Annotated in this window: 18 protein-coding genes; 5 read left to right on the top strand and 13 right to left on the bottom strand. The window is 57.8% G+C overall.

The annotated features are described in order from the left end of the window. Window positions 1–78: 78 nt before the first annotated feature. The gene (fdhF, locus tag KZZ06_RS12395) at window positions 79–2,847 is read right to left on the bottom strand and encodes a formate dehydrogenase subunit alpha (protein ID WP_219580375.1); all 2,769 of its coding nucleotides are present in this window, start codon (window positions 2,845–2,847) and stop codon (window positions 79–81) included. A 215-nt stretch (window positions 2,848–3,062) separates the two neighbouring features. Between fdhF and KZZ06_RS12390 the strand changes: the two genes are divergently transcribed. From KZZ06_RS12390 to KZZ06_RS12380, 3 genes are read left to right on the top strand one after another with little or no spacing between them, the layout of a single operon-like run. Next, window positions 3,063–3,716, top strand: coding sequence for a histidine phosphatase family protein (locus KZZ06_RS12390; RefSeq protein WP_219580373.1), 654 nt, complete (start codon window positions 3,063–3,065; stop codon window positions 3,714–3,716). Between the two features lie 11 nt (window positions 3,717–3,727). Next, entirely contained in the window at window positions 3,728–4,348 is a 621-nt protein-coding gene (locus KZZ06_RS12385; RefSeq protein WP_219580371.1) for a glutathione S-transferase family protein, read from the top strand. After that, entirely contained in the window at window positions 4,345–5,403 is a 1,059-nt protein-coding gene (locus KZZ06_RS12380) for a saccharopine dehydrogenase (protein WP_219580369.1), read from the top strand. Before KZZ06_RS12385 ends, KZZ06_RS12380 begins: the two co-directional genes overlap by 4 nt. Window positions 5,404–5,474: 71 nt before the next feature. Here KZZ06_RS12380 and KZZ06_RS12375 read toward each other — a convergent pair whose 3' ends face one another. The 12 genes from KZZ06_RS12375 to puuE form a co-directional block, all read right to left on the bottom strand. Beyond that, window positions 5,475–6,206 carry an SDR family oxidoreductase gene (locus KZZ06_RS12375; RefSeq protein ID WP_219580368.1) on the bottom strand — a complete coding sequence of 244 codons (732 nt, stop codon included), beginning with the start codon at window positions 6,204–6,206 and terminating at the stop codon, window positions 5,475–5,477. Further along, window positions 6,203–6,763 (bottom strand): DUF3833 family protein, encoded by a 561-nt coding sequence (locus tag KZZ06_RS12370; protein WP_219580367.1) that lies wholly within the window; start codon window positions 6,761–6,763, stop codon window positions 6,203–6,205. The genes KZZ06_RS12375 and KZZ06_RS12370 overlap by 4 nt, the downstream gene beginning before the upstream one ends. After that, window positions 6,763–8,001: an MFS transporter gene (locus KZZ06_RS12365; RefSeq protein WP_219580366.1), complete on the bottom strand. Its 1,239-nt coding sequence runs from the start codon at window positions 7,999–8,001 to the stop codon at window positions 6,763–6,765. The genes KZZ06_RS12370 and KZZ06_RS12365 overlap by 1 nt, the downstream gene beginning before the upstream one ends. Further along, window positions 8,001–8,759: a DUF1365 domain-containing protein gene (locus KZZ06_RS12360; protein ID WP_219580365.1), complete on the bottom strand. Its 759-nt coding sequence runs from the start codon at window positions 8,757–8,759 to the stop codon at window positions 8,001–8,003. Before KZZ06_RS12360 ends, KZZ06_RS12365 begins: the two co-directional genes overlap by 1 nt. Next, window positions 8,756–10,075 carry an NAD(P)/FAD-dependent oxidoreductase gene (locus KZZ06_RS12355; protein ID WP_219580363.1) on the bottom strand — a complete coding sequence of 440 codons (1,320 nt, stop codon included), beginning with the start codon at window positions 10,073–10,075 and terminating at the stop codon, window positions 8,756–8,758. The genes KZZ06_RS12360 and KZZ06_RS12355 overlap by 4 nt, the downstream gene beginning before the upstream one ends. A gap of 125 nt (window positions 10,076–10,200) precedes the next feature. Then, window positions 10,201–11,448, bottom strand: coding sequence for a DNA recombination protein RmuC (locus KZZ06_RS12350; protein ID WP_219580362.1), 1,248 nt, complete (start codon window positions 11,446–11,448; stop codon window positions 10,201–10,203). Continuing rightward, window positions 11,445–13,286, bottom strand: a complete 1,842-nt coding sequence (mutL, locus tag KZZ06_RS12345; RefSeq protein WP_219580360.1) for a DNA mismatch repair endonuclease MutL — start codon at window positions 13,284–13,286, stop codon at window positions 11,445–11,447. The genes KZZ06_RS12350 and mutL overlap by 4 nt, the downstream gene beginning before the upstream one ends. Window positions 13,287–13,358: 72 nt before the next feature. Further along, window positions 13,359–14,582 (bottom strand): urate hydroxylase PuuD, encoded by a 1,224-nt coding sequence (locus KZZ06_RS12340; RefSeq protein ID WP_219580358.1) that lies wholly within the window; start codon window positions 14,580–14,582, stop codon window positions 13,359–13,361. Window positions 14,583–14,705: 123 nt separating this feature from the next. Next, a complete protein-coding gene (locus KZZ06_RS12335; RefSeq protein WP_219580357.1) occupies window positions 14,706–16,130 on the bottom strand; it encodes a uracil-xanthine permease family protein in 1,425 nt (474 codons plus the stop codon). Between the two features lie 57 nt (window positions 16,131–16,187). Continuing rightward, on the bottom strand, window positions 16,188–16,676 hold the full coding sequence (locus KZZ06_RS12330) for an ureidoglycolate lyase (RefSeq protein ID WP_219580356.1): 489 nt from the start codon (window positions 16,674–16,676) through the stop codon (window positions 16,188–16,190). Beyond that, window positions 16,673–17,488 (bottom strand): bifunctional allantoicase/(S)-ureidoglycine aminohydrolase, encoded by an 816-nt coding sequence (locus tag KZZ06_RS12325; RefSeq protein WP_219580354.1) that lies wholly within the window; start codon window positions 17,486–17,488, stop codon window positions 16,673–16,675. The genes KZZ06_RS12330 and KZZ06_RS12325 overlap by 4 nt, the downstream gene beginning before the upstream one ends. Then, window positions 17,485–18,897 (bottom strand): allantoinase PuuE, encoded by a 1,413-nt coding sequence (gene puuE, locus KZZ06_RS12320; RefSeq protein WP_219580353.1) that lies wholly within the window; start codon window positions 18,895–18,897, stop codon window positions 17,485–17,487. Before puuE ends, KZZ06_RS12325 begins: the two co-directional genes overlap by 4 nt. Before the next feature lie 542 nt (window positions 18,898–19,439). Here puuE and uraH point away from each other — a divergent pair. Together uraH and deoC are read left to right on the top strand one after the other, a co-directional pair. After that, window positions 19,440–19,799, top strand: coding sequence for a hydroxyisourate hydrolase (uraH, locus tag KZZ06_RS12315; RefSeq protein ID WP_219580465.1), 360 nt, complete (start codon window positions 19,440–19,442; stop codon window positions 19,797–19,799). A gap of 86 nt (window positions 19,800–19,885) precedes the next feature. Then, window positions 19,886–20,887, top strand: a complete 1,002-nt coding sequence (deoC, locus tag KZZ06_RS12310; RefSeq protein ID WP_219580351.1) for a deoxyribose-phosphate aldolase — start codon at window positions 19,886–19,888, stop codon at window positions 20,885–20,887. Window positions 20,888–20,935 lie beyond the last annotated feature (48 nt).

Here is a 20,935-nt window from a genome sequence, read left to right as displayed (position 1 = left end):
TAGGGAGTTTGAGGGACAACGTCCCTCATCCCCAAAATAGATCGCATGTGCCCGAAGGGCACCCAATCATATGATGCGCTACTGGGCAGCAACAGTCCCAGCGACCCCTTCAACCTTTACAGCCGAAAATTTGAACTCGGGGATTTTGCCATAGGGGTCCACCGCAGGGTTTGTCAGAATATTGGCAGCCGCCTCAACATATGCAAAGGGCAAGAACACCATATCGGGGGACACCGCCCGATCCTCGCGGGCCATAATCTCGATCGCGCCACGCTTCGTCGATAGACGCACGTAATCCCCGGGGGTCACACCAAGCTTGCGCAAGGTCGATGGATGTAGCGAACAGTTCGCCTCAGGCTCCAGCCCGTCCAACACATGCGATCGGCGTGTCATTGATCCGGTGTGCCAATGCTCCAACTGGCGTCCCGTGGTCAGGATCATCGGGTAATCCTCATCCGGCACATCATCCGGCGCGATGATGCTCGCGGGGGTGAAACGCGCCCTTCCGTCTTGGCGCGGAAAGCCGTCGCCAAAGACGATTTCCTGACCGGGGTCCACCGGGCTCAGCGACGGGTAAGTCACTGCGCCCTCTGTCTCCAACCGGTCCCATGTGATGTTGTTCAGCGAAGACATGTTCAGCTTCATTTCCGCGAACACCTCGCTTGGGTGCGTATAGGTCCAGTCCAGCCCCAAGCGTTTGGCCAACTCGACCTCAATCCACCAATCCTCTTTGGCCTCATCAGGCGGCGTCACGGCTGCGCGACCCATCTGAACCTGACGGTTGGTGTTTGTCACTGTCCCTGTCTTTTCCGCAAAGGCCGATGCGGGTAAAATCACATCCGCGAAATTTGCGGTTTCCGTCAGGAAAATATCCTGCACAACCAGATGATCCAACTGCGCCAACGCATCACGTGCATGGTCCACATCAGGGTCCGACATAGCGGGATTTTCACCCAGAACATACAGGCTGCGGATGTCACCGTCATGGATCGCATCCATGATCTCGATCACCGTCAGTCCCTTTTCATTGCTAAAATCGCCACTTTTCCAAACCTCGGTAAAGGCAGACCGCACGCCATCATCTGCAACGGGCTGGTAATCCGGCAAAAACATTGGGATCAAACCGGCGTCAGACGCCCCTTGCACGTTGTTTTGCCCGCGCAACGGATGCAAACCCGCCCCCGGCCGCCCGATTTGCCCCGTCATCAACGCAAGGCTGATCAAACAACGCGAATTGTCAGTACCATGAATATGCTGCGATACGCCCATACCCCAGAAAATCATCGCGGCGTTGGCCCCGGCAAAGGTCCGTGCCACATCGCGCAGCGTCTCGGCATCAATCCCGCAAATCTTGGCCATCTTTTCGGGAGTAAAGGTCTTAAGATGCGCCTTTTCGATTTCCCAGTTCTCGGTGTAGGCCTCGATATATTGCTGATCAAACAGCTTCTCTTCGACGATCACATGCATGATTGCATTCAGCATCGACACATCGGTGCCGGGGCGAAATTGCAACATATGCGACGCGTGCCGTTTCAGCGCTTGGCCACGCGGGTCCATCACAATCAGCTTGCCACCACGTTTGGCGAACTGTTTGAAAAACGTCGCTGCAACCGGGTGGTTTTCCGTCGGGTTCGCCCCGATCACAATCGCCACATCCGCGTTTTCGATCTGGTTAAAGGTCGCCGTGACGGCACCCGATCCGACATTCTCCATCAACGCCGCGACGGATGAGGCATGGCACAGCCGCGTACAGTGATCGACATTGTTATGACCAAACCCTTGGCGGATGATCTTTTGGAACAGATAGGCTTCCTCGTTGGTGCATTTGGCCGACCCGAAACCGGCAACGCCACGCCCGCCGATCTTCTTCATGCCATTGGCGGCAAAATCCAACGCCTCGTCCCATGACGCCTCGCGGAAATGCGTGTGCCAGTTGCCAGGGTCCACATTCAACCCCTTGGCCGGCGCATCATCACGGCGGATCAAAGGCTTGGTCAGCCGGTGCGGGTGATGGATATAGTCAAACCCGAAACGCCCCTTTACACACAAACGACCCTCGTTGGCCGGGCCATTGATACCCTCGACATATTTGATCTTGCCGTCTTTGACCTTCAACGACACCTGACAACCCACCCCGCAGAACGGGCAAATGCTGTCGACTTCACTGTCAAAATCCGCGCGGTCCCCGACTTGATTGGCATCCACCACCGTGGCCTCCATCAAGGCACCCGTCGGACAAGCCTGCACACATTCGCCGCACGCCACACAAGACGACGCCCCCATCGGGTCGGCCATATCAAATGTTGGATAGCTGTCATGGCCCCGCCCGGACATACCAATCACGTCATTCACCTGTACCTCGCGACAGGCGCGCACACACAGATTGCACTGAATACAGGCATCCAGATTGACCCGCATCGCCACATGGCTGTCATCCAACAGTGGAATGCGCCCCTCTTCTAACTTTGGAAATCGGCTGGCCTCGACGCCTTCAAGCTCTGCCATATCCCAAAGATGGCTCGACTTATCATGCGCCACATCTTTCGGCGGCTGATCCGTAACAAGCAACTCCATCACCATCTTGCGCGCACTCTCGGCGCGCACATTGTTGGTGGTCACAACCATACCCTCGGCAGGCTCGCGCAAACACGACGCAGCCAGAACACGCTCGCCCTCGATCTCGACCATACAGGCGCGGCAATTGCCATCTGGGCGATACCCCGGCTCTGGCGTATAGCACAGATGCGGTATTTTGAGACCGCGTCCGTTGGCGACCTCCCAGATGGTCATCCCAGCCTCGGCCTCAACTTTTTCGCCATCCAGCACAAATGAAATAGTCTCGGCCATGGTCAATCCTCCTCCAACGCGTTCATATACCATAGACCGCATCGAAAAACGACGGCAGTCACAATCCCGACGCCCCACCCCGATTTTGCGCCACGGTTGTTTCCGATACGCGTCCCCCCGCTTCTCTGGCTAAAAAATATCCTCGCCGAAGGCTCCGGCCCTTTCAACCTGTGCCAGCCTTGCCTATCAAAGCTGCAACAACAAAAGGCGCGCCAATGTCCCACATCACTCTTATCCGCCACGGCCAAGCCAATTCAGGTGCCACCGACGAGGCCAGCTATGACATGCTCAGCCCGCTTGGCCACCAACAAGCGGCATGGCTGGGGGACCATCTGCGCCACTCTCAAACACACCACACCCGGCTCTACACCGGGACCTTGCGCCGCCATATTGAAACGGCTGACGGGATGAATACCGCACTGGAACCGGTTCTCGACGCGCGCCTGAACGAGCTGGAGTATTTCACCCTCGCAACTTTGTTGGAACAACAGCACGGCGTGCCCATTCCTGAAGATCAGCACGGGTTCAGCACCCACCTGCCACTGGTTTTCGAGACGTGGAAAAACGACAAGTTCGATAATCCCCCAGAAAGTTACGCCAGTTTTGAAAGCCGCATTCAGTCCGTTCTTCAGGAAATTGCCGAAGGCGACGGGCCCGCGCTTGTGGTGACGTCGGGCGGATTAATATCAATGGCGATGGCACAGGCGATGGGGCTGGGCGTGCCCGCCATGTCACGCATGGCCTTGGCCATCATGAACACCTCGATGCATCGGCTCTTTCCGATTGGGGGCCACTGGTCGCCCGTGCTGTTCAACGCGGTTCCGCATCTCGACACACCGGACCGGCGCACCGCGCAAACCCATATTTGAAAGGTTCCGCGATGCTCACACTCTACTATTCTCCGGGCACAATTTCGATCGCCGTCGCACTTACACTGGAAGAAGCCGGCCTGCCTTATGAGGCGGTGAAAATTGATTTCAAATCTGCCGAACAAACCCAGCCCGATTACCTAGCGATCAATGCAAAAGGGCGCGTGCCCGCATTGGCCCTGCCAGACGGCACAGTCCTGACTGAAACCGGGGCATTGCTGGAGTATATCGCGGATGTGGCACCATCGGCAAAGCTGATCCCCACGGACCCCGCCCTTGCCGCGCATATGCGCAGCGCAATGTATTACTTGGCCTCAACCATGCATATTGCACACGCCCATAAATTGCGCGGTTCCAGATGGGCCAGTCAGCAATCCAGTTTTGATGATATGAGATCTATGGTCCCCCAGACCATGGCTGCCTGCGCAAAATATGTGGAAACAGATCTGCTGCGTGGTGACAGCGTATTGGGGCAAAGCTTCAGTATCGCAGATCTCTATCTCTTTGTGGTGTGCAGCTGGCTGGAAGGCGACGGCGTCAGCATCGCCGACTACCCAAAAATTCAAAATTTCATGACAAAGATGGAAGCACGCCAAAGCGTCAAAACCATTCGAGAAAAGGCCATGCTATGACACAAACCCACCTCTGGGTCCGCGCCGAACAGCGCGACAATGAAACCCGTGTTGGTATCACCCCCGCTGGCGCTGCAAGCTTGCTGGAACAGGGCTTCAAAGTCACGGTTGAAGCATCTGACACCCGTGTCATCCCCGCGCAAGCCTACGCGCAGGTTGGGTGTACAATCGCACCGCAATTCAGCTGGCCTGACGCGCCATCCGACGCCATCATCTTTGGCCTCAAGGAATTGCCTTTCGATAATACGCCTCTGACCCATCGTCACATCATGTTCGGCCACGCATATAAGGGGCAAACCTCTGGGCGTATCCTTCTTGAGCGTTTCAAAGCCGGCGGTGGCACATTGTATGATCTTGAATACCTAACCAATGATGCTGGCCGCCGCGTCGCCGCTTTTGGGTATTGGGCGGGTTTCGCAGGGGCTGCTGTTGCCGTCAAATGCTGGGCTGCTCAGACACGTGGTGAGATCGCTGCACCCATCACCCCGTCAGCCAATGCAGATGAGCTCACCAATGAATTACGCGCAGCACTTGCCCCGCTAGATACGGATCATCTGGACGCGTTGGTGATCGGGGCGCTTGGCCGTGTCGGCACGGGTGCCTCGGATCTTTGCACGCGATTGAACATTCCTGTCACCGGATGGGATATGTCAGAAACCGCCAGCGGCGGCCCTTTCCCCGAAATTCTGGATCATGCACTGTTCTTTAACTGTATCCTCGCCGGTCCAACCACGCCTGTCTTTGTGCCAAAATCGGCCCTAACGGCCGAAAGACGTTTGCGGGTGATCGGTGATATCGCCTGTGATCCCGATAGCACGTTCAACCCCGTGCCAATCTATAGCGCGGCGACAAGCTGGGAAGCGCCTGCCTTGCGTGTCCATGAAAACCCGCCTTTGGACGTCACCGCGATTGATAACCTGCCTTCAATGCTGCCGCTGGAAAGCTCTGAAGACTATGCCGCGCAGTTGCTGCCCACACTACAAGGGCTTTCAGACAACACGATGGTCTGGCAGCGGGCGAAGCGGCTTTTCGACGAACATCTTTTGGATATTTAAGAGCCAGAGAAGCAGGGGACCCGCAAAACATGTAATGTCGTCGCAAGACGACACCTTTGGATCAGGTTGCGCTACCCGAAAAGACGGAAATAAATCGCATCAGGCAGCAGCCGCGCGAAGCGGAACAGCAGCGAGAATACAAAGGGGAAGCTTGTCTTGAAGCGGTCGCTGTTCATGTGATCAAACGCTTGCTGTGCCGCGTCTTCTGGCGTCATTAGAAACGGCATCTTGAAGTCGTTTTTATCCGTCAGTTGCGTCTTGATAAAGCCCGGGTTGATCACCTGAACCTGAACGCCTGTTTTGCGCAGATCGGCGTACATACATTCTGCCAACGACATCGCCCCCGCTTTGGACGCCGTATATCCGATTGATCTTGGTAATCCGCGAAAGGCGGTCAGGCTTGATGTGATAACGATGTGGCCCGCGTCATTCTTGACCATGGCCGGCACGGTTTCGCCCATCACACGTACAAGGCCGGTCAGGTTCACGTCGATCATTGTCGTCGCGTGGTCCGGTTCCCATTCTTTCGCGCCAAACGGCCAATAGGCACCGGCCAGATAAACAATGCCATCGACATCGCCCACGTTTCGGGCGGCAGTACGGACACTATCGATATCTTGCACGTCAATCGCCTCAAAGCGTGCTTTGCCCGGCAGCGCTTTGACCAGCGCGGCAAGCTTGTCTTCGGACCTTGCCGATACAATCACCTCGGCCCCGGCGCGGCTTAGCTTGTGGGCCAGTGCAGCACCCAGGCCTGCGCTTGCCCCGACCAGCCAGTACCGTTTGCCCTGCCAGGATTTCATCGGCTGTCCCTTTTGCGAATTGTCGCGACCAGTTCTGCGACTTTGATACCAAACTTGCGGAACTGGCTGCGGTTGATCAGCGTCCCTTCGGGCGTCAGATATATCCAATCCACCGTTTGCAAAGTGTGCCCCCCTACATCGTCGGGCAGCGTGATCGGGTATCTGATTTGCAGGGTTGCCCCGGAAGTGCAGCCCATTCCGATGCCGGGTACGTCTGGTGCCGTCGCGGTAAACTTGCCATCCACACCCATCTTGATGGTCCAAACGCGATCTTGGGTGGATTTGTCATCATAGACGAAATGTTCATTGATCGTTGCCGTGTCGCCGTCCCAGTGGACATTGAAATCCGCGACGAATGTGCTGGTAACGCGCCCCATGGGGCCGAATATGACACCTTCACAGACCATCTCTCCGTTCAGGTCTTTGCGCATGTCGAAAACGTTAAGGTCGTCGGCGTAATCGTCGGGTCGTTGGGCGGGAAAGCCAGCAATAAGATGGCGCGCCAGAATGATGCTGATGACACATCCGGCCCCGATCAAGAAGAATACCAAATCCATTACCTCTTGCCCTTTTCAAGTCTGGTTGCGGCCAACAGCCCAATCGTCAGCAGCTTGAGAATGCAGGGAACCCCCGCATAAAGCCAGATCAATGTCCTGATTGCCGATTCTGGGTTAACCGCGGCACCGCTGTTGAACCCCGACGTCTGTAGTATTGGAAGTAGCGTCACAGCGGCGAAAGCAAGTGTGAATTTCGAGACGAGTGACCAAAGTCCGAACCCCTCGGCGGCGGAGGGTGATATCAACGCCATGCGCGTTGCAAACATTGCAGGCAGCAGCGTCAAATCGGCACCAAGTGCTGCGCCAGAGCCGATGCACACCAGTGCAAACAGCGCGACATCGCCCGCGTCTAGAAATAATGCGCCGCCAAATGCCACAACGGCAAGCAGCATTGCACCCAGAAGAACCGGCTTGGCTCCGTGCCGTTCCGCCAAAAAGCCCCACATCGGGGCGGCGGCGGCAGCAGCCAGAAAGAACAACAGCAACAGCGGCCCTTCCCAACCCGGTGCCTGCAACGCGCCTTCGACATAGAACAGGAACAGGGTCGAGGAGACCGCCACAGGTGCCGCGTTCAAAAGCGCGATCAGCAAAAGCATTCGGGCGACAGGGTCACGCAGGACAAAGGCAAAACCCGGTGCTGCGGGTGTATCAACCTGCTGCCATTCGTTGCGCATCACCCAAACCGCAGCCAGCGCCAGCACGGCAAACCCGACGGCGAAGCCCGCAAATGGCGCGCCCATCACTGCCCCCAAACCCACTGGCGCGACAGAGGCCACACATACCCCCAGCAATCCGCCGGTTTCCCGCCACCGCGCCAATGACAAGTGGCCCGCGCCGGGCAAGGTTGCAGCCTTGGCCACGCCTTGGGCGTAGAAACAGATCGTCAGAAAGCTGAATGACGAAAACACGCCCGTCAGGGTTACCGCGAACCATGCCAACGGCGGCAACTGCGGCGGGATCGCAAACAGGGCATACATCGACACTGCCATCAGGCCGCAGGCAATGGCGACCGCCAACCCGCGATGGTTTCGCAGTCGTTCGGAGAGCCGCCCCAGCAAGGGGTCTTGGACCACATCCAACAGGCGCAACCCAAATAAAACAGACCCTAACGCAGCAAGAGATACGCCATATTCATCAACAAAAAACTTCGGTGCGTGAATATAAATCGGCAACCCCGCTGATGCCAAAAGCGCCGCGAACACCGCGTAGGCTGGCAAATTATGCGGGGCGGTTTGCATCAACGCGATACGTCCTGCCGGGGTGGATCTGGTCTGGGCCTGTACCCGCCGCCCTTCCACCACAGCTTGACCGCTTGCCAATGGATCAACGCAAGAACACGTCGTGCCCCAAAGGGTCTGCGCAGCAGTGACCACGCGATGCCGGCATTGGTCAGCGGCTTCCGCTTGCCCGTCAGGGTCGCAATCAATCCGCCATCAGCTTGTGTGTAATCAATCCAGATGCCCACGCGGTCATCGCGGATATCAAAGCGAAAGACATAAGCACCCGCGACCGGCTGAAACGGTGAGACATGGAAAATCTTGGTCGCGTGCAAGTGATCATCAGGTTTGATTTCGGAAAGGTCGTCATGGTGGCACAGATAACTATGCCGGTCGCCAAATGTATTCGACACTTCGGCAATCACGGTGATCAGCGCGCCGTCTTGCCTGCGGCATAACCAAAAGCTGACGGGATTGAACACGTGCCCCAGAACGCGCGGCTGGGCCAACAGCTCGATCTTGGCGACATCCATGATCTGATGCTGCGCCAAGACATCGCGCACCCACGCGGCACCGCGCCCTGCGCCCTTATCTCCGCCATGATCGCTATCGTGTAGCGACAGTATCCCGCGGCCATTTCGGGCAAACAGAAACGGCGTTTTCAACGGGGCTTCGGCATCGACCAAGACATAGTCCACCGAATAGCGGAACGCGTTTTCAATGCTACCTTTGCGCCCGTGATAGGTGATGCCTGCAATATGATCGACGCCTGCGGTCACTCTGCCGCCAACGGCAGCTGGATCTCGCCCCTGATCGCGCGCACCACGTCGACCGCGCTGGAAAGACCGTCCTCGTGGAACCCGTTTTTCATCCATGCCCCGCAGAACCATGTGTTTTTTGCCCCGTTAAAACCGCGCACCTGTTCTTGGGCGTTCAGGGCTGCCATGTCATACACGGGGTGGCGCAGGGTGACCTGATCATAGATCAGTTCCTCGCGGATCAGGCGTTTGGTGTTCAGGGTCACGAAATGCAAATCATCCATCGGGATGGGTTGCAGCGAATTCATCCAATAGGTCAGGTCGATCCGGTCGGATTGCTGACCCTTATCCTCGCAATAGACCCACGACGCCCATGTTTTACGGCGCTTGGGCATGATGCTGGTATCTGCGTGCAGCACGATATCATTCGGCTGGTATTTGACTGCGCCCAAAGCCGCCTGTTCTTGCGTGCTTGGGTCTGACAACATCGCCAGCGTGTCATCGGAATGGGTGGCAAACACCACCTCGTCAAAGGCTTCCCAGTCCGAGCCGTTCGATTTTACCTCGACCCCGACGGGTGTGCGGCGCACAGACTGCACGGCCGCGCTTAGACGGATATCGACCCCCTTGGCGGTCAGGGACGCGCCCAGACGATTGACGTATTCCTGCGATCCGCCCTTTACGGTGTACCATTGGTGCTGGCCCGTATGGCTTAGCAATGCGTGGTTTTCAAAGAAATCGATCATCGAATAGGCCGGGAAATCCATGATCTTTTCAACTGGCGTCGACCAGATCGCGCCGGACAATGGCGCAAGGTAGTATTTGCGGAAATACGGCCCCGCGCGCAGCGTGTTCAAAAAGCCTGCAATGGTCAGCGTTCGGTCTTTGGCGATTGTTGTGGCGGTACTGTTGAACCGCAAAATATCGCTGAGCATGCGCAGGAATTTCGGGTTCGCCAGATTGCGCCGCTGCGCAAAGATCGAATCCATTGTCATAAGCGCATATTCCAGCCGCCCACCATCAATCGACGCGCCAAAGCTCATGTTGGATTTGATCACCGGCACGTCCAGTTCTTCGAACAGCGCGGCCAGATGTGGATAATTTGCATAGTTGAACACGATAAAGCCGGTATCGACAGGTTGATCCCCATTTTTCCCAGCCATCTTGGTACGGGCATGCCCGCCAAGCCGTGCTTCGGTTTCAAAAATGGTGACGTGGTGATCATCGGACAACATATGCGCCGCCCCCATCCCGGAAATTCCGGCACCGATAACGGCAATTTTACGTGGGCCTGTCAGGGTGCCGTGGCGCGGCGGGTCGATGGCTTCAAATGGCATGATGGGGCAATATCCAGTATGGTTAGGTAACGTGGATGTAGTGCGAATAAGACGGACGCCAACACGTAAATGAAGTGCATGCCGTTTATGTCACTCACTGCCGTTCTGACTGTGGTAGGATCAGGTTAGGGCGCGCGATCCGGGTTGGGCTTGGCCAACGGCACAATCGAACTGTCTTGCTCTGAAATTTCTTCAAAATCAAAGTTATCCAAGCGGGCGGCACGCTTTCCAGCGCGTTCCGCCGCGGTTCCCAACCCTTCAAGATCGGCCCGTGCCTGCCCGAAATGTGTATTCAGCTTGCCCACGCGTTCCACGACAATCTCGACGTCACGGTGCAGCAATTTCAGCGTTTTGCGAATGGCCCCTGCCTGTTCACGCATACGCGCATCTTTCAGGATGGCGCGCATCGTGTTCAGTGTGGCCATGCAGGTGGTGGGCGACACGATCCAGACCCGCGCGGCGAAGCCTTCGCGTACCAGATCAGGGAAATTCGCGTGCAGCTCGGCGTAGACGGCTTCGGACGGCAAAAACATCAGCGCACCATCTGCGGTTTCGCCTTCGATGATATACTTGCTGCTGATCGCGTTGATATGGGTTTTGACGGCGACCCGCATGGCGCGGGCGGCGTCTTTGACCTCGTAATCCGACTTGGCTTTGCGCAGCGCCTCATAGGCTTCCAGCGGGAATTTACTGTCGATCACGATAGGGCCGGGCGGGTTTGGCAGGTGGATCAGGCAATCGGCGCGTTTACCCGTCGATAGGGTCGCCTGCATTGTATAGCTGTCGCTGGGCAACGCCTTGGACACGATGTCGTTCAGCTGGATTTCCCCGAATGCGCCGCGCGTCTGTTTGTTGCTCAGGATATCCTGCAAGGACAACACATCGCCTGACAGTTTGGTGATATTATCCTGCGCCTTGTCGATCGCCGCCAGCCGTTCTTGCAGTTGGGTCAGGCTGGTCGTTGTTTGTTTGGACGACCCGTGCAGGGTTTCGGTCATGCGTTCCTGCATTTCCGCCAGACTGCGGGCCGAGCGCGCGGCGTTTTCTGCCAGCCTGTCCTGCATCTGCTGCTGAACATGGGCCATCCGCGCCTCGATACTTTGGACCATTTGGGTTTGCGCATTTGCCTGCGTGTCCGACACGGTTTGCAAGCCGCCGCGCAGCTGTTCCTGCCCCATGCCAAGCTGTTGCACATGCCCGCCCATGGCTTGCATCTGCCGCGCCAAGGGTTCGACCATCCGCGCCGATCTGCCAGCCGCCCGCACCGCCATGATCAGCAGGATCAAGACCAAGCCGGCAAGCACAGCCGCCCCGATCACCATCAAAACGCGCGGATCATCCAACGCATAGCTTTGCCCGCCAATCTGGATCATGTGCGCCCGAACAGCCGTTCAATATCGCTGAGTTTTAGCTCAACATAGGTGGGGCGCCCGTGGTTGCATTGGCCGGAATGGGGCGTTGCTTCCATCTCGCGCAGCAGGGCGTTCATTTCTTCGCCGCGCATCCAACGGCCTGACCGGATCGACCCGTGGCAAGCGACGCGGCTTAGGATCGCCTCGATCCTCGCCTGTACAGTGTTGCTTTCGTTCTGGTCGGCAAGTTCATCCAATACGTCCAAGATCATCGCCTTGGCATCCACCGTCCCTAGGATCGCAGGGGTTTCGCGCACGGCGATGGCGCTGCCGCCAAAGGCCTCGATGCTCAGGCCCAATTTGGCCAGCTCGTCCGCGACATCCAACAGACGCGCGCAATCGGATGCTGACAAATCGACGATCTCGGGGATCAGCAACGCCTGCGCAGCAACGCCGTTTTCAGCCATCTGCCGTTTCAGCTTTTCATAGACCAGCCGTTCATGCGCCGCGTGTTGGTCGACGATCACCATGCCTGTGGCAGTCTGTGCGATGATGTAATTCTCGTGCACCTGACCGCGTGCTGTGCCCAACGGATAATCGGGGGTCTCTTGAGGTTCTTCGGTCACGGGGGCGGTGGGGGTTTCGACCCGGCCCCACATGCCGGCGGTCTCAGCAAAACCCGGTGCCTGCGCCTGATAGGCCGCGGTGCGCGCGCCCAGCGAAGGACGGTCCATCTGGTACACCCGCGCGCCGGTTTGTTCTGGCCGCATCGCGCCCAATGTCGCATCTGCCACGGTGGTCGACGCACGGTGACCCGCATCCGCCAAAGCATGGCGCAGGCCCGATACAATCAGGCCACGCGCCAATCCGGGATCACGAAACCGGACCTCTGATTTCGCGGGGTGCACGTTGACGTCGACCAGTGTCGGATCGCAATCAAGGAAAAGTGCCGCCGCCGGATGGCGATCACGGCTAAGCAGATCAAAGTAAGCGCCCCGCAGCGCGCCAACCAGCAGCTTGTCCCGCACCGGACGGCCGTTCACAAACAAATACTGTGCCACGGCCGTGCCCCGCGAATAGGTCGGCAGCGCGGCAAAACCTGTCAGATGCAGCCCCTCGCGTTCGGCATCAATGGCCAGCGAATTATCCGCAAATTCCCGCCCCAAGACCTGCGCCAGACGCCCGTGAAGCGCGGCAAACAGGTCGCCTTGTTCCGCCTCGGCGCGAAAGACTTCACGGCCCGGGCCATCGCCCGACACATCGCGCAAGGTAAAGCGCACGAAAGGTTCGGCCATGGCCAGACGTTTGATGATGTCTGAAATTGCCTGCGCCTCGGCGCGGTCGGTGCGCAGGAATTTCAGCCGCGCGGGCGTGGCGAAAAACAGATCGCGCAGGGTCACGACAGTGCCGCCATTCAGCGCGGCGGGGCGAACGGGGCCGGTTTTGCCACCGTTCACGGTGATCTCGGCCCCTTCTTGGCCCGCAACGCGGCTGGTGATGGTCAAACGACCCACGGCACCCAGCGATGGCAAAGCCTCGCCCCGAAATCCGAAGGTGTGGATGTTCAGCAGATCCGAGCCGTCGATCTTGGAGGTCGCGTGGCGGGACAGGGCTAGGGTCAGATCCCCCGCGGCGATGCCGCAACCGTCATCTGTCACGCGGATCAGCGTTTTGCCCCCATCGGCATATTCCACGGTGATCTGGCGCGCGCCCGCATCGATGGCGTTCTCGACCAGTTCCTTGACCGCGGAGGCAGGGCGTTCAACGACCTCGCCCGCTGCGATGCGGTTGATTGCCGATTCATCAAGTTGCCGGATTACCGGCGCACTATCGCGTATATTGGGGTTTGGGTGTGCCATAACGCTAGAACTAGCATAGTCGCACGCGATTCTGAAAGTGGCAAAGGAGCGGCGCGTGGGTTGGCACCCACCCTACGGGCGCATTGCCGCTTGGTACCATGCAACGATCTGCGCACGTTCATCGGCGCGCATATAACTTAGGTTTGCAGGGGGCATCGCGTGGGTCACGCCCGCTTGAAGATAGATCTGTTTTGCCGCTTTGGCGATCTGGTGTTCCGTCTCAAGGCGCACACCCTTGGGGGCCCAAAGCAGACCGTCCCAGGACGGCTCTGCCGCGTGGCACATGCTGCACCGCCCCAGCACGATATCATGGACCTGTTCGAACCCGTCAGCGGCGGCAAAGCGCAGCGCGGGGCCTGATGCCTCTTCTGGTTCGGCGATGCGGAACATGGGGGCTGTGGACAGCCAGATGATCGTGATGAACAACAGCGCCGTGGCCAGCCATGTCCAAGTCGGGTTGCCTGCACGTGAATGCAGCGAGTTGAAATAATGGCGGATTGTCACACCCATCAAAAACACCAGTGCCGCGATCAACCAGTTCATTTCAGATGCGAATGCCAGCGGGTAGTGATTGGACAGCATCAGGAAAATCACCGGCAAGGTGAGGTAGTTGTTATGCGTGCTGCGTTGCTTGGCGATCTTGCCGTATTTCGCATCCGGCGTGCGCCCGGCCTTGAGGTCGGCCACGACAATACGCTGGTTCGGCATGATGATGAAAAACACATTGGCCGACATGATCGTCGCGGTAAATGCGCCCAGATGCAGCAGCGCGGCACGGCCAGAAAACACGGATGTGTAGAAATACGCCATCCCGACAAGGATCACATAAAGGCCGATCATCAACCGCGTATTGTTATCGCCGAATTTGCTTTTGCAAATCAGATCATAGACGATCCAGCCGAACCCAAGCGACAGCATCGAAATGCAAACGGCTTGCCACGTTGCCAGATCAGCAACCGCCGGATCGACAAGATAAAATTCAGCACCCAGATAGTAGACGAGGATCAGCAGCGCAAAGCCCGAGAGCCATGTTGAATAGCTTTCCCATTTGAACCAGACCAGATCATCCGGCATCTGCGCCGGAGCGACGAGGTATTTTTGCACGTGGTAGAACCCGCCCCCGTGGACCTGCCATTCTTCGCCATCTGCGCCGGATTTCAAATTCCGGCCACGGTGCAGCCCCAGATCAAGGGCAATAAAATAAAACGAAGACCCAATCCACGCGATGCCCGTGATGACATGCACCCAGCGGACGGCAAATTCAATCCAAGCGCCCATGGCGGCCATATCGTACATGTTGGGGTCCTTGCGTTGATAGTCGTAACAGGACCGCCGGTGGCGCGCTTGGTCGATGGCGCAGATGCCTCCGGCGGGGATATTTAAGAGCCAGAGAAGACAGGGGCCCCTCTGGCTGATATTTTAGTGCGGCAAGCTGCCTTTGGAGTTGCCTGACATCCCGCCCGAGACTTCTTCGGTCGATTCCTCGGCCAGCTCGTTCGGGAGCAGCAGGTTAAGAACGATGGCAATCAGGGCTGCGGGGAGCAAGCCGCTGGTCATCAGGATTTTAAGCGTTGCAGGTAGGTGTTGAACAGCACCCGGTTCCAATTGCAAGCCCAGACCGATGGAGATGGAGATCGCAAAGATCACCATATTACGGCGGTTCCAATCCACATCCGACAGCATCGACATACCCGCCGCGACCACCATGCCGAACATGACGATAACGCCGCCGCCCAGAACCTCGATCGGGACAGTGCGGATGATCGCACCGACCTTGGGCACAAGGCCGCAGATGATCAGGAAAATGGCACCGATTGTCACGACGTGGCGGCTCATGACGCCTGTCATCGCGATCAGGCCGACATTCTGGCTGAACGATGTATTTGGCAAACCGCCAAAAATGCCTGCAACGGCTGTGCCGACGCCGTCAGCATAGGTTGCACCCTGGATTTCCTTATCCGTCGCCTCGCGGCCTGCGCCACCTTTGGTGATGCCCGATACGTCGCCCACGGTTTCAATCGCCGAGATGAACGCCATCAGGCAGAAACCGATGATTGCCGCAGCCGAGAATTCAAACCCGTATTTGAAGGGGTTCGGCAGGGCAAAGGGCGCAGAGCGGCTCCAGGAGCCTACAATGGCGTCGAAGGTCAGCATGCCCACACCTAGCGCATAGAGGTAGCCCACGATCAGGCCAATCAGCACAGCCGAGATGGACAGCATTCCTTTGGTGAAGAACTTGACGCCCAAGGTGACAAGGATCACCACCAGCGCCGCAGACCAATTCAGCAGGCTGCCGTATTCCGGTGTGCCAATCGCCGGGACGCCGCCCGCCGCGTATTGGATGCCGACCTTGACCAGTGCCAGACCGATCATGGTAACCACAAGACCGGTCACCAGCGGCGGCAGGGCAAAGCGGATTTTACCGATGAATACGCCAAGGAAGGCGTGGAAAATACCGCCGATGACGATGCCGCCGAACAAGGCAGCAAGCCCGTCGACACCCTTGCCTGCGACCAGCGGGATCATGATCGGAATAAACGCAAAGGAGGTGCCCTGAACGATGGGCAGGCCTGCGCCGATGGGGCCAATTGTAAAGGTCTGCAACAAGGTCGCAACGCCCGCAAACAGCATCGACATCTGGATCAGATACAGCAGTTCAGGGAAATCGGGTGAATTGGACCCAAAGCCGAAACCAGCGGCCCCCGCCACGATGATCGCTGGCGTCACATTCGACACAAACATCGCCAGCACATGCTGGATACCAAGCGGAATCGCGCGGCTTAGGGGCGGGGTGTAATTTGGATCGCGCAGCTGTTCTGGCGTCCCGATGGCGTTACTAGTCATGTTTTCATCCCTCGTTGATGGTTGGCCGCATTTTTTGCGCGGTCCGTGTTTTCTACCTTAGGTCGTGACCGTATAGGGACTGTCCAGCGGGAATTCGTCAAGGTTTGTGGTCGTGCCGATACGGTCGATCACAGCAAATATGCCGGGCGTTGCCAACGGGGTAAGCACCCCATGCCACGTACCACGAAAGAAATTGATGCCCTGATAGGGCCCTGTCAGAAACGCCCGGGGGGTGCCCGGCACGCCATCTTCGTCCGGGGCCGCGATGACCAGAAACGGTGCCGCCGTCATGGGAATGAACGCTTGTGATCCGTCGGGGTGCCGTTCGAGAAGGTCGAGCGTGTAAGGCAAACTGCGTGCTTGGGCGTTAAAAACGCTGATCCCAGCGCGCCCGTCACGCCCGAAATCAAGCGTGGCCAGATCGTGATGACGGCCACACAGCCCGCCGTTGATCATTTTGTCAGGGCTGCCGGATGCGTCCACAATGTCACCGAACGGTGCAAAGCCATCCGGCGTCAGTGGTTCAACTTTGATAACGCGGCTCATAGGGTCAGCGGCATGTGACGGTTCACATCCTTGTACAGCAGATAGCGAAACGGTTCGGCCCCCGTCGCGACACAAGCCTGAGGGCAAAACGCGCGTAGCCACATGAAATCGCCCGGCACCACGGGCACCCAATCGCGGTTCAGTAGATAGTCAGCGGTCCCTTGCATCACGTATAACCCGTGTTCCATCACATGGGTTTCTGCAAAGGGGATCACCCCGCCCGGCTGGAACGTCACGATGTTCACATGCATGTCGTGGCGCAAATCGAGCGGATCAATAAAGCGCTGCGTGGCCCAAGCGCCATCGGTGTCTGGCATTGCCGTTTTGGGCACGTCATCGTCGTGGGTCACCAGTGCTTGCGGCGGTTGCAGACCCTCGGCGGGGACATAGCGTTTGCGAATCCAATGAATCCCGCAGGGCACGTCGGCGGTATTCCAAAGGGTCCAGTCAGCTGCGGGTGGAAGATAGACATAAGAGCCGGGGATCAGATCATAGGCGTCTTGCCCGATGGTCAGACGTGCCGTGCCATGGGCCACAAACAGCACCGCTTGGGCATCGATATCAGGTTCGGGCGTGTCGCTGCCGCCGCCGGGGGCCAGTTCAAGCGCGTATTGTGCGAATGTTTCGGCAAACCCGCTAAGCGGGCGCGCCAAGACCCAGACGCGGGTGTTCGACCATCCGGGCAGAAAACTGGTGACGATATCGCGCTGCACCGACGCGGGGATCACCGCATAGGCGTCTGTAAACACCGCAGTGCTTTCGGGCGATTGTGACTGGTCCGGCAATCCGCCGGGGGGAAAGGCATAGGTCATAGCATGGTTTCCAATCGCAAACGTGCGATACGTTCGACCTGCGCACAGGCGGTTTCAAATTCGGTTTGGGTATCATTTGATATCCGCGCCTCAAAGTGGCGCAGGATACCGTCCTTGTCGTGATCTTTCACCGCGATGATAAAAGGAAAGCCGTGCTTGGCGACATAGGCCCCGTTCAGTTCAGTGAATTTTGCACGCTCTGCATCCGTTAACGCATCTAGGCCCGCGCTGCCCTGTTCGGCTGTGCTTTCTGCAGTAAGGCGCTTGGCCGCCGCCAGTTTACCCGCCAGATCGGGGTGCGCGGTCAGCACGCCCAAGCGTTCACCGTGGCTGACCGATCTGAACATGCGCGCCAATGCGTTATGAATGCCCGCAACGCTGTTATGGGCCGGGCCCAGTTCCAGATCAAAGGCCCGTTCGGCGATCCATGCAGAATGTTCAAACACGCCACCGAACTTTTCAACAAAGCCAGCGCGGGACATCTGGTCGATCCGCAGGGGGTGTTTAGGCGGATGGGTCGCGCGCCAATGATCCGCAATGTCGATGCGGCGCGGGGTCCAGACGCCTTCGAACCCTTTGATATAGTCGATGAACCGTTTCAGCGCCTGAACGCGGCCCGGACGGCCAACCAGACGACAATGCAAACCAACCGACATCATCTTGGCCGCACCATCGCAGCCTTCGGCATATAACGCATCAAAGGTATCGCGCAGATAGGCATAGAACTGATCGCCGGAATTGAACCCTTGAGGCGTGGCAAATCGCATATCGTTGCAATCCAGTGTGTAGGGGATGATCAACTGATCCCCGCCCGCAACTTGCATCCAATAGGGCAGATCGTCGTCATAGGTGTCTGAAATATAATCGAACGCGCCTGTTTCGGCGGCTAGGGCGACCGTATTGACCGAACTGCGCCCCGTGTACCAGCCACGGGGGGCTTCGCCCACGACTTCGGTATGCAGGCGGATCGCTTCGGCGATGTCAGCGCTTTCGGTTTCAGCGTTATGATCCTTGTAGTCGATCCATTTCAGGCCGTGACTGGCAATTTCCCAATCGGCGTCTTTCATCGCCTCGACCTGCTGCGGCGACCGTGCCAAGGCGCTGGCGACACCGTAGACCGTGACCGGAATATCCGCGCCGGTGAACAAGCGGTGCAGGCGCCAGAACCCTGCCCGCGCGCCATAATCATAGATGGATTCCATGTTCCAATGACGTTGACCCGGCCAAGGTGCTGCCCCGACGATCTCGGACAGGAATGCCTCGGATGCGGCATCGCCGTGCAGGATGTTGTTTTCGCCGCCCTCTTCGTAATTCACCACGAACTGAACTGCGATGCGGGCACCGCCGGGCCATTGTGCATCGGGCGGTGTCGGGCCATAGCCCTGAAAATCACGAGGGTAGCGGTTCATGGTCCTGTCCTTTGTTCAACACCGTCCACAGTGCCTTGCCAAGCAGACCAATTGCAAGAATCCAACCTGCAAAAAGTACAACAGGCTAACCTGTTCAAAAGGTCAGCCCGTTGCCAGATCTGCGCGTATTGGCCCTGCTCGCTTGTTATCCGAGAGTTCTCGGGCGCTGGCCGATCTGATACTCTTCAAAATTTGCGGCGGCTGCGGCGTTAAAGTTGGACAGGGACCGCTGACAATACGCATGGTACGTTCAGTCCTGCCGGTCCCTGTCCTAAAGTCACCATTTTACTATGGCGTGCTCGAATATCGAAATTCTGTTCCCCAGCGTACAAGCCTCAGACTTATTTTCCCCCGCTGGCAGGCGGCGCATCTGGTCACTTGTGACATCCATATAAGCCAAGGATGATTCGCGGGTCAAAACAAAAACGAATCGGTCTGGCATTTTCCTTGATAAAAGACCGCGGCCGCCGCGCATGACAGCCATTGACGCGGTAAGTGCCGCCCCTATCCTGCACCAAAACAACCAACGAAAGACCGACACCATGGCAGATGGCTATCTCACGACCCATGTCCTTGATACTGCGCGCGGGATGCCAGCCAGCGCGCTTGCGATCACGTTGTACCGGATTGACGGGGATAAACGCGTGCACCTTGCCGATATGGTGACCAATGCAGACGGCCGCACCGACACGCCGATCCTGCCGAAAGATCAATTTATCCCCGGCACATACGAGCTGGTGTTCGAAGCGGGCGATTATCTGGATGCGGTCGGCACCCCGCCAGAAACACCGCGGTTTCTGGATCAGATACCGCTTCGCTTTGGCATTTCGGACCCGGACGCGCATTACCACGTGCCGCTTTTGCTTTCTCCGTTCGGCTATTCCACCTATCGCGGCAGCTAACAGCAGCGTGACGTCGGGGGCGTTGCGGTTGCAAAACAAGCAGTACCCGTGTCATTTTGCACTTCTGATCAAACAGGAAAACGCCCATGTCCACACATGTGACAACCCCGACTGACATCGCGCAAAGCCATCTGCCCCAAGTGACAGAGCCGCGCAATCCGGGCATGCCCCTGGACATGGATTGGGTCCGATCCGTTCAGGTCAACACATCTGCCGTGGAACGGCGTGCCAGCAGCATCGCCGCGCGCAGGTCTGTAAAAAAGGATCATCAGGCCGCATGGTTGCTGCGCGCAATCACCTGCATCGATCTGACGACATTGTCCGGCGATGACACCGCGCGCAGGGTGCAGCGGCTGTGTGCAAAAGCCCGGCAACCTGTGTCCCCGCATTTGATGAAAGCCCTAGGGATGGAGCCGATCACCGTTGGTGCCGTCTGTGTGTATCATGAAATGATCGCCCCCGCGAAGGCCGCCCTTGAGGGAACCAATATCCCCATTGCCGCTGTTTCAACCGGGTTTCCAGCCGGATTATCCCCGCTAGAACTGCGCATCAAAGAGATCGAGATGAGCGTGGCCGAAGGGGCAGCAGAAATCGACATCGTCATTTCACGCCGCCATGTTTTGTCAGGGGACTGGCAGGCATTGTATGACGAGATGCGCGCCTTTCGGGCCGCTTGCGGCGACGCGCATGTAAAAGCAATTCTGGCAACCGGCGAATTGGGTAGCCTGCGCAATGTTGCGCGCGCATCGCTCGTTTGCATGATGGCAGGGGCCGATTTCATCAAAACCTCGACCGGCAAGGAAAGCGTGAACGCCACATTGCCCGTTACACTGGTGATGATCCGCGCCATTCGCGACTATTTCGACCGGACCGGTATTCGCATCGGCTATAAACCTGCGGGCGGCATATCAAAGGCGAAAGACGCGATTACCTATCTTGCCTTGATCAAGGAAGAGCTGGGCGATCGCTGGCTGCGGCCCGATCTGTTCCGCTTTGGCGCGTCATCCTTGCTGGGCGACATCGAACGCCAGCTAGAGCATCATGTGACCGGCAGCTATTCCGCAAGCTATCGCCACGCCATCAGCTAAGCCGCGCGTAGCGGGTGTTGAATTTGAGTATTTGAAAAAGGGTGAAGC

It is taken from the genome of Sulfitobacter sp. CW3 (genome assembly GCF_019392245.1).
In the GTDB taxonomy this organism is placed as follows: domain Bacteria; phylum Pseudomonadota; class Alphaproteobacteria; order Rhodobacterales; family Rhodobacteraceae; genus Sulfitobacter.
This window is presented reverse-complemented; position numbering and strand designations above follow the sequence as displayed.

Excerpts from the sequence above, each read along its gene's own strand:
- fdhF (WP_219580375.1), bottom strand. The coding sequence starts at position 2,847 with ATGGCCGAGACTATTTCATTTGTGCTGGATGGCGAAAAAGTTGAGGCC.
- KZZ06_RS12390 (WP_219580373.1), top strand. The coding sequence starts at position 3,063 with ATGTCCCACATCACTCTTATCCGCCACGGCCAAGCCAATTCAGGTGCC.
- KZZ06_RS12385 (WP_219580371.1), top strand. The coding sequence starts at position 3,728 with ATGCTCACACTCTACTATTCTCCGGGCACAATTTCGATCGCCGTCGCA.
- KZZ06_RS12380 (WP_219580369.1), top strand. The coding sequence starts at position 4,345 with ATGACACAAACCCACCTCTGGGTCCGCGCCGAACAGCGCGACAATGAA.
- KZZ06_RS12375 (WP_219580368.1), bottom strand. The coding sequence starts at position 6,206 with ATGAAATCCTGGCAGGGCAAACGGTACTGGCTGGTCGGGGCAAGCGCA.
- KZZ06_RS12370 (WP_219580367.1), bottom strand. The coding sequence starts at position 6,763 with ATGGATTTGGTATTCTTCTTGATCGGGGCCGGATGTGTCATCAGCATC.
- KZZ06_RS12365 (WP_219580366.1), bottom strand. The coding sequence starts at position 8,001 with ATGCAAACCGCCCCGCATAATTTGCCAGCCTACGCGGTGTTCGCGGCG.
- KZZ06_RS12355 (WP_219580363.1), bottom strand. The coding sequence starts at position 10,075 with ATGCCATTTGAAGCCATCGACCCGCCGCGCCACGGCACCCTGACAGGC.
- KZZ06_RS12350 (WP_219580362.1), bottom strand. The coding sequence starts at position 11,448 with ATGATCCAGATTGGCGGGCAAAGCTATGCGTTGGATGATCCGCGCGTT.
- mutL (WP_219580360.1), bottom strand. The coding sequence starts at position 13,286 with ATGGCACACCCAAACCCCAATATACGCGATAGTGCGCCGGTAATCCGG.
- KZZ06_RS12340 (WP_219580358.1), bottom strand. The coding sequence starts at position 14,582 with ATGTACGATATGGCCGCCATGGGCGCTTGGATTGAATTTGCCGTCCGC.
- KZZ06_RS12335 (WP_219580357.1), bottom strand. The coding sequence starts at position 16,130 with ATGACTAGTAACGCCATCGGGACGCCAGAACAGCTGCGCGATCCAAAT.
- KZZ06_RS12330 (WP_219580356.1), bottom strand. The coding sequence starts at position 16,676 with ATGAGCCGCGTTATCAAAGTTGAACCACTGACGCCGGATGGCTTTGCA.
- KZZ06_RS12325 (WP_219580354.1), bottom strand. The coding sequence starts at position 17,488 with ATGACCTATGCCTTTCCCCCCGGCGGATTGCCGGACCAGTCACAATCG.
- puuE (WP_219580353.1), bottom strand. The coding sequence starts at position 18,897 with ATGAACCGCTACCCTCGTGATTTTCAGGGCTATGGCCCGACACCGCCC.
- uraH (WP_219580465.1), top strand. The coding sequence starts at position 19,440 with ATGGCAGATGGCTATCTCACGACCCATGTCCTTGATACTGCGCGCGGG.
- deoC (WP_219580351.1), top strand. The coding sequence starts at position 19,886 with ATGTCCACACATGTGACAACCCCGACTGACATCGCGCAAAGCCATCTG.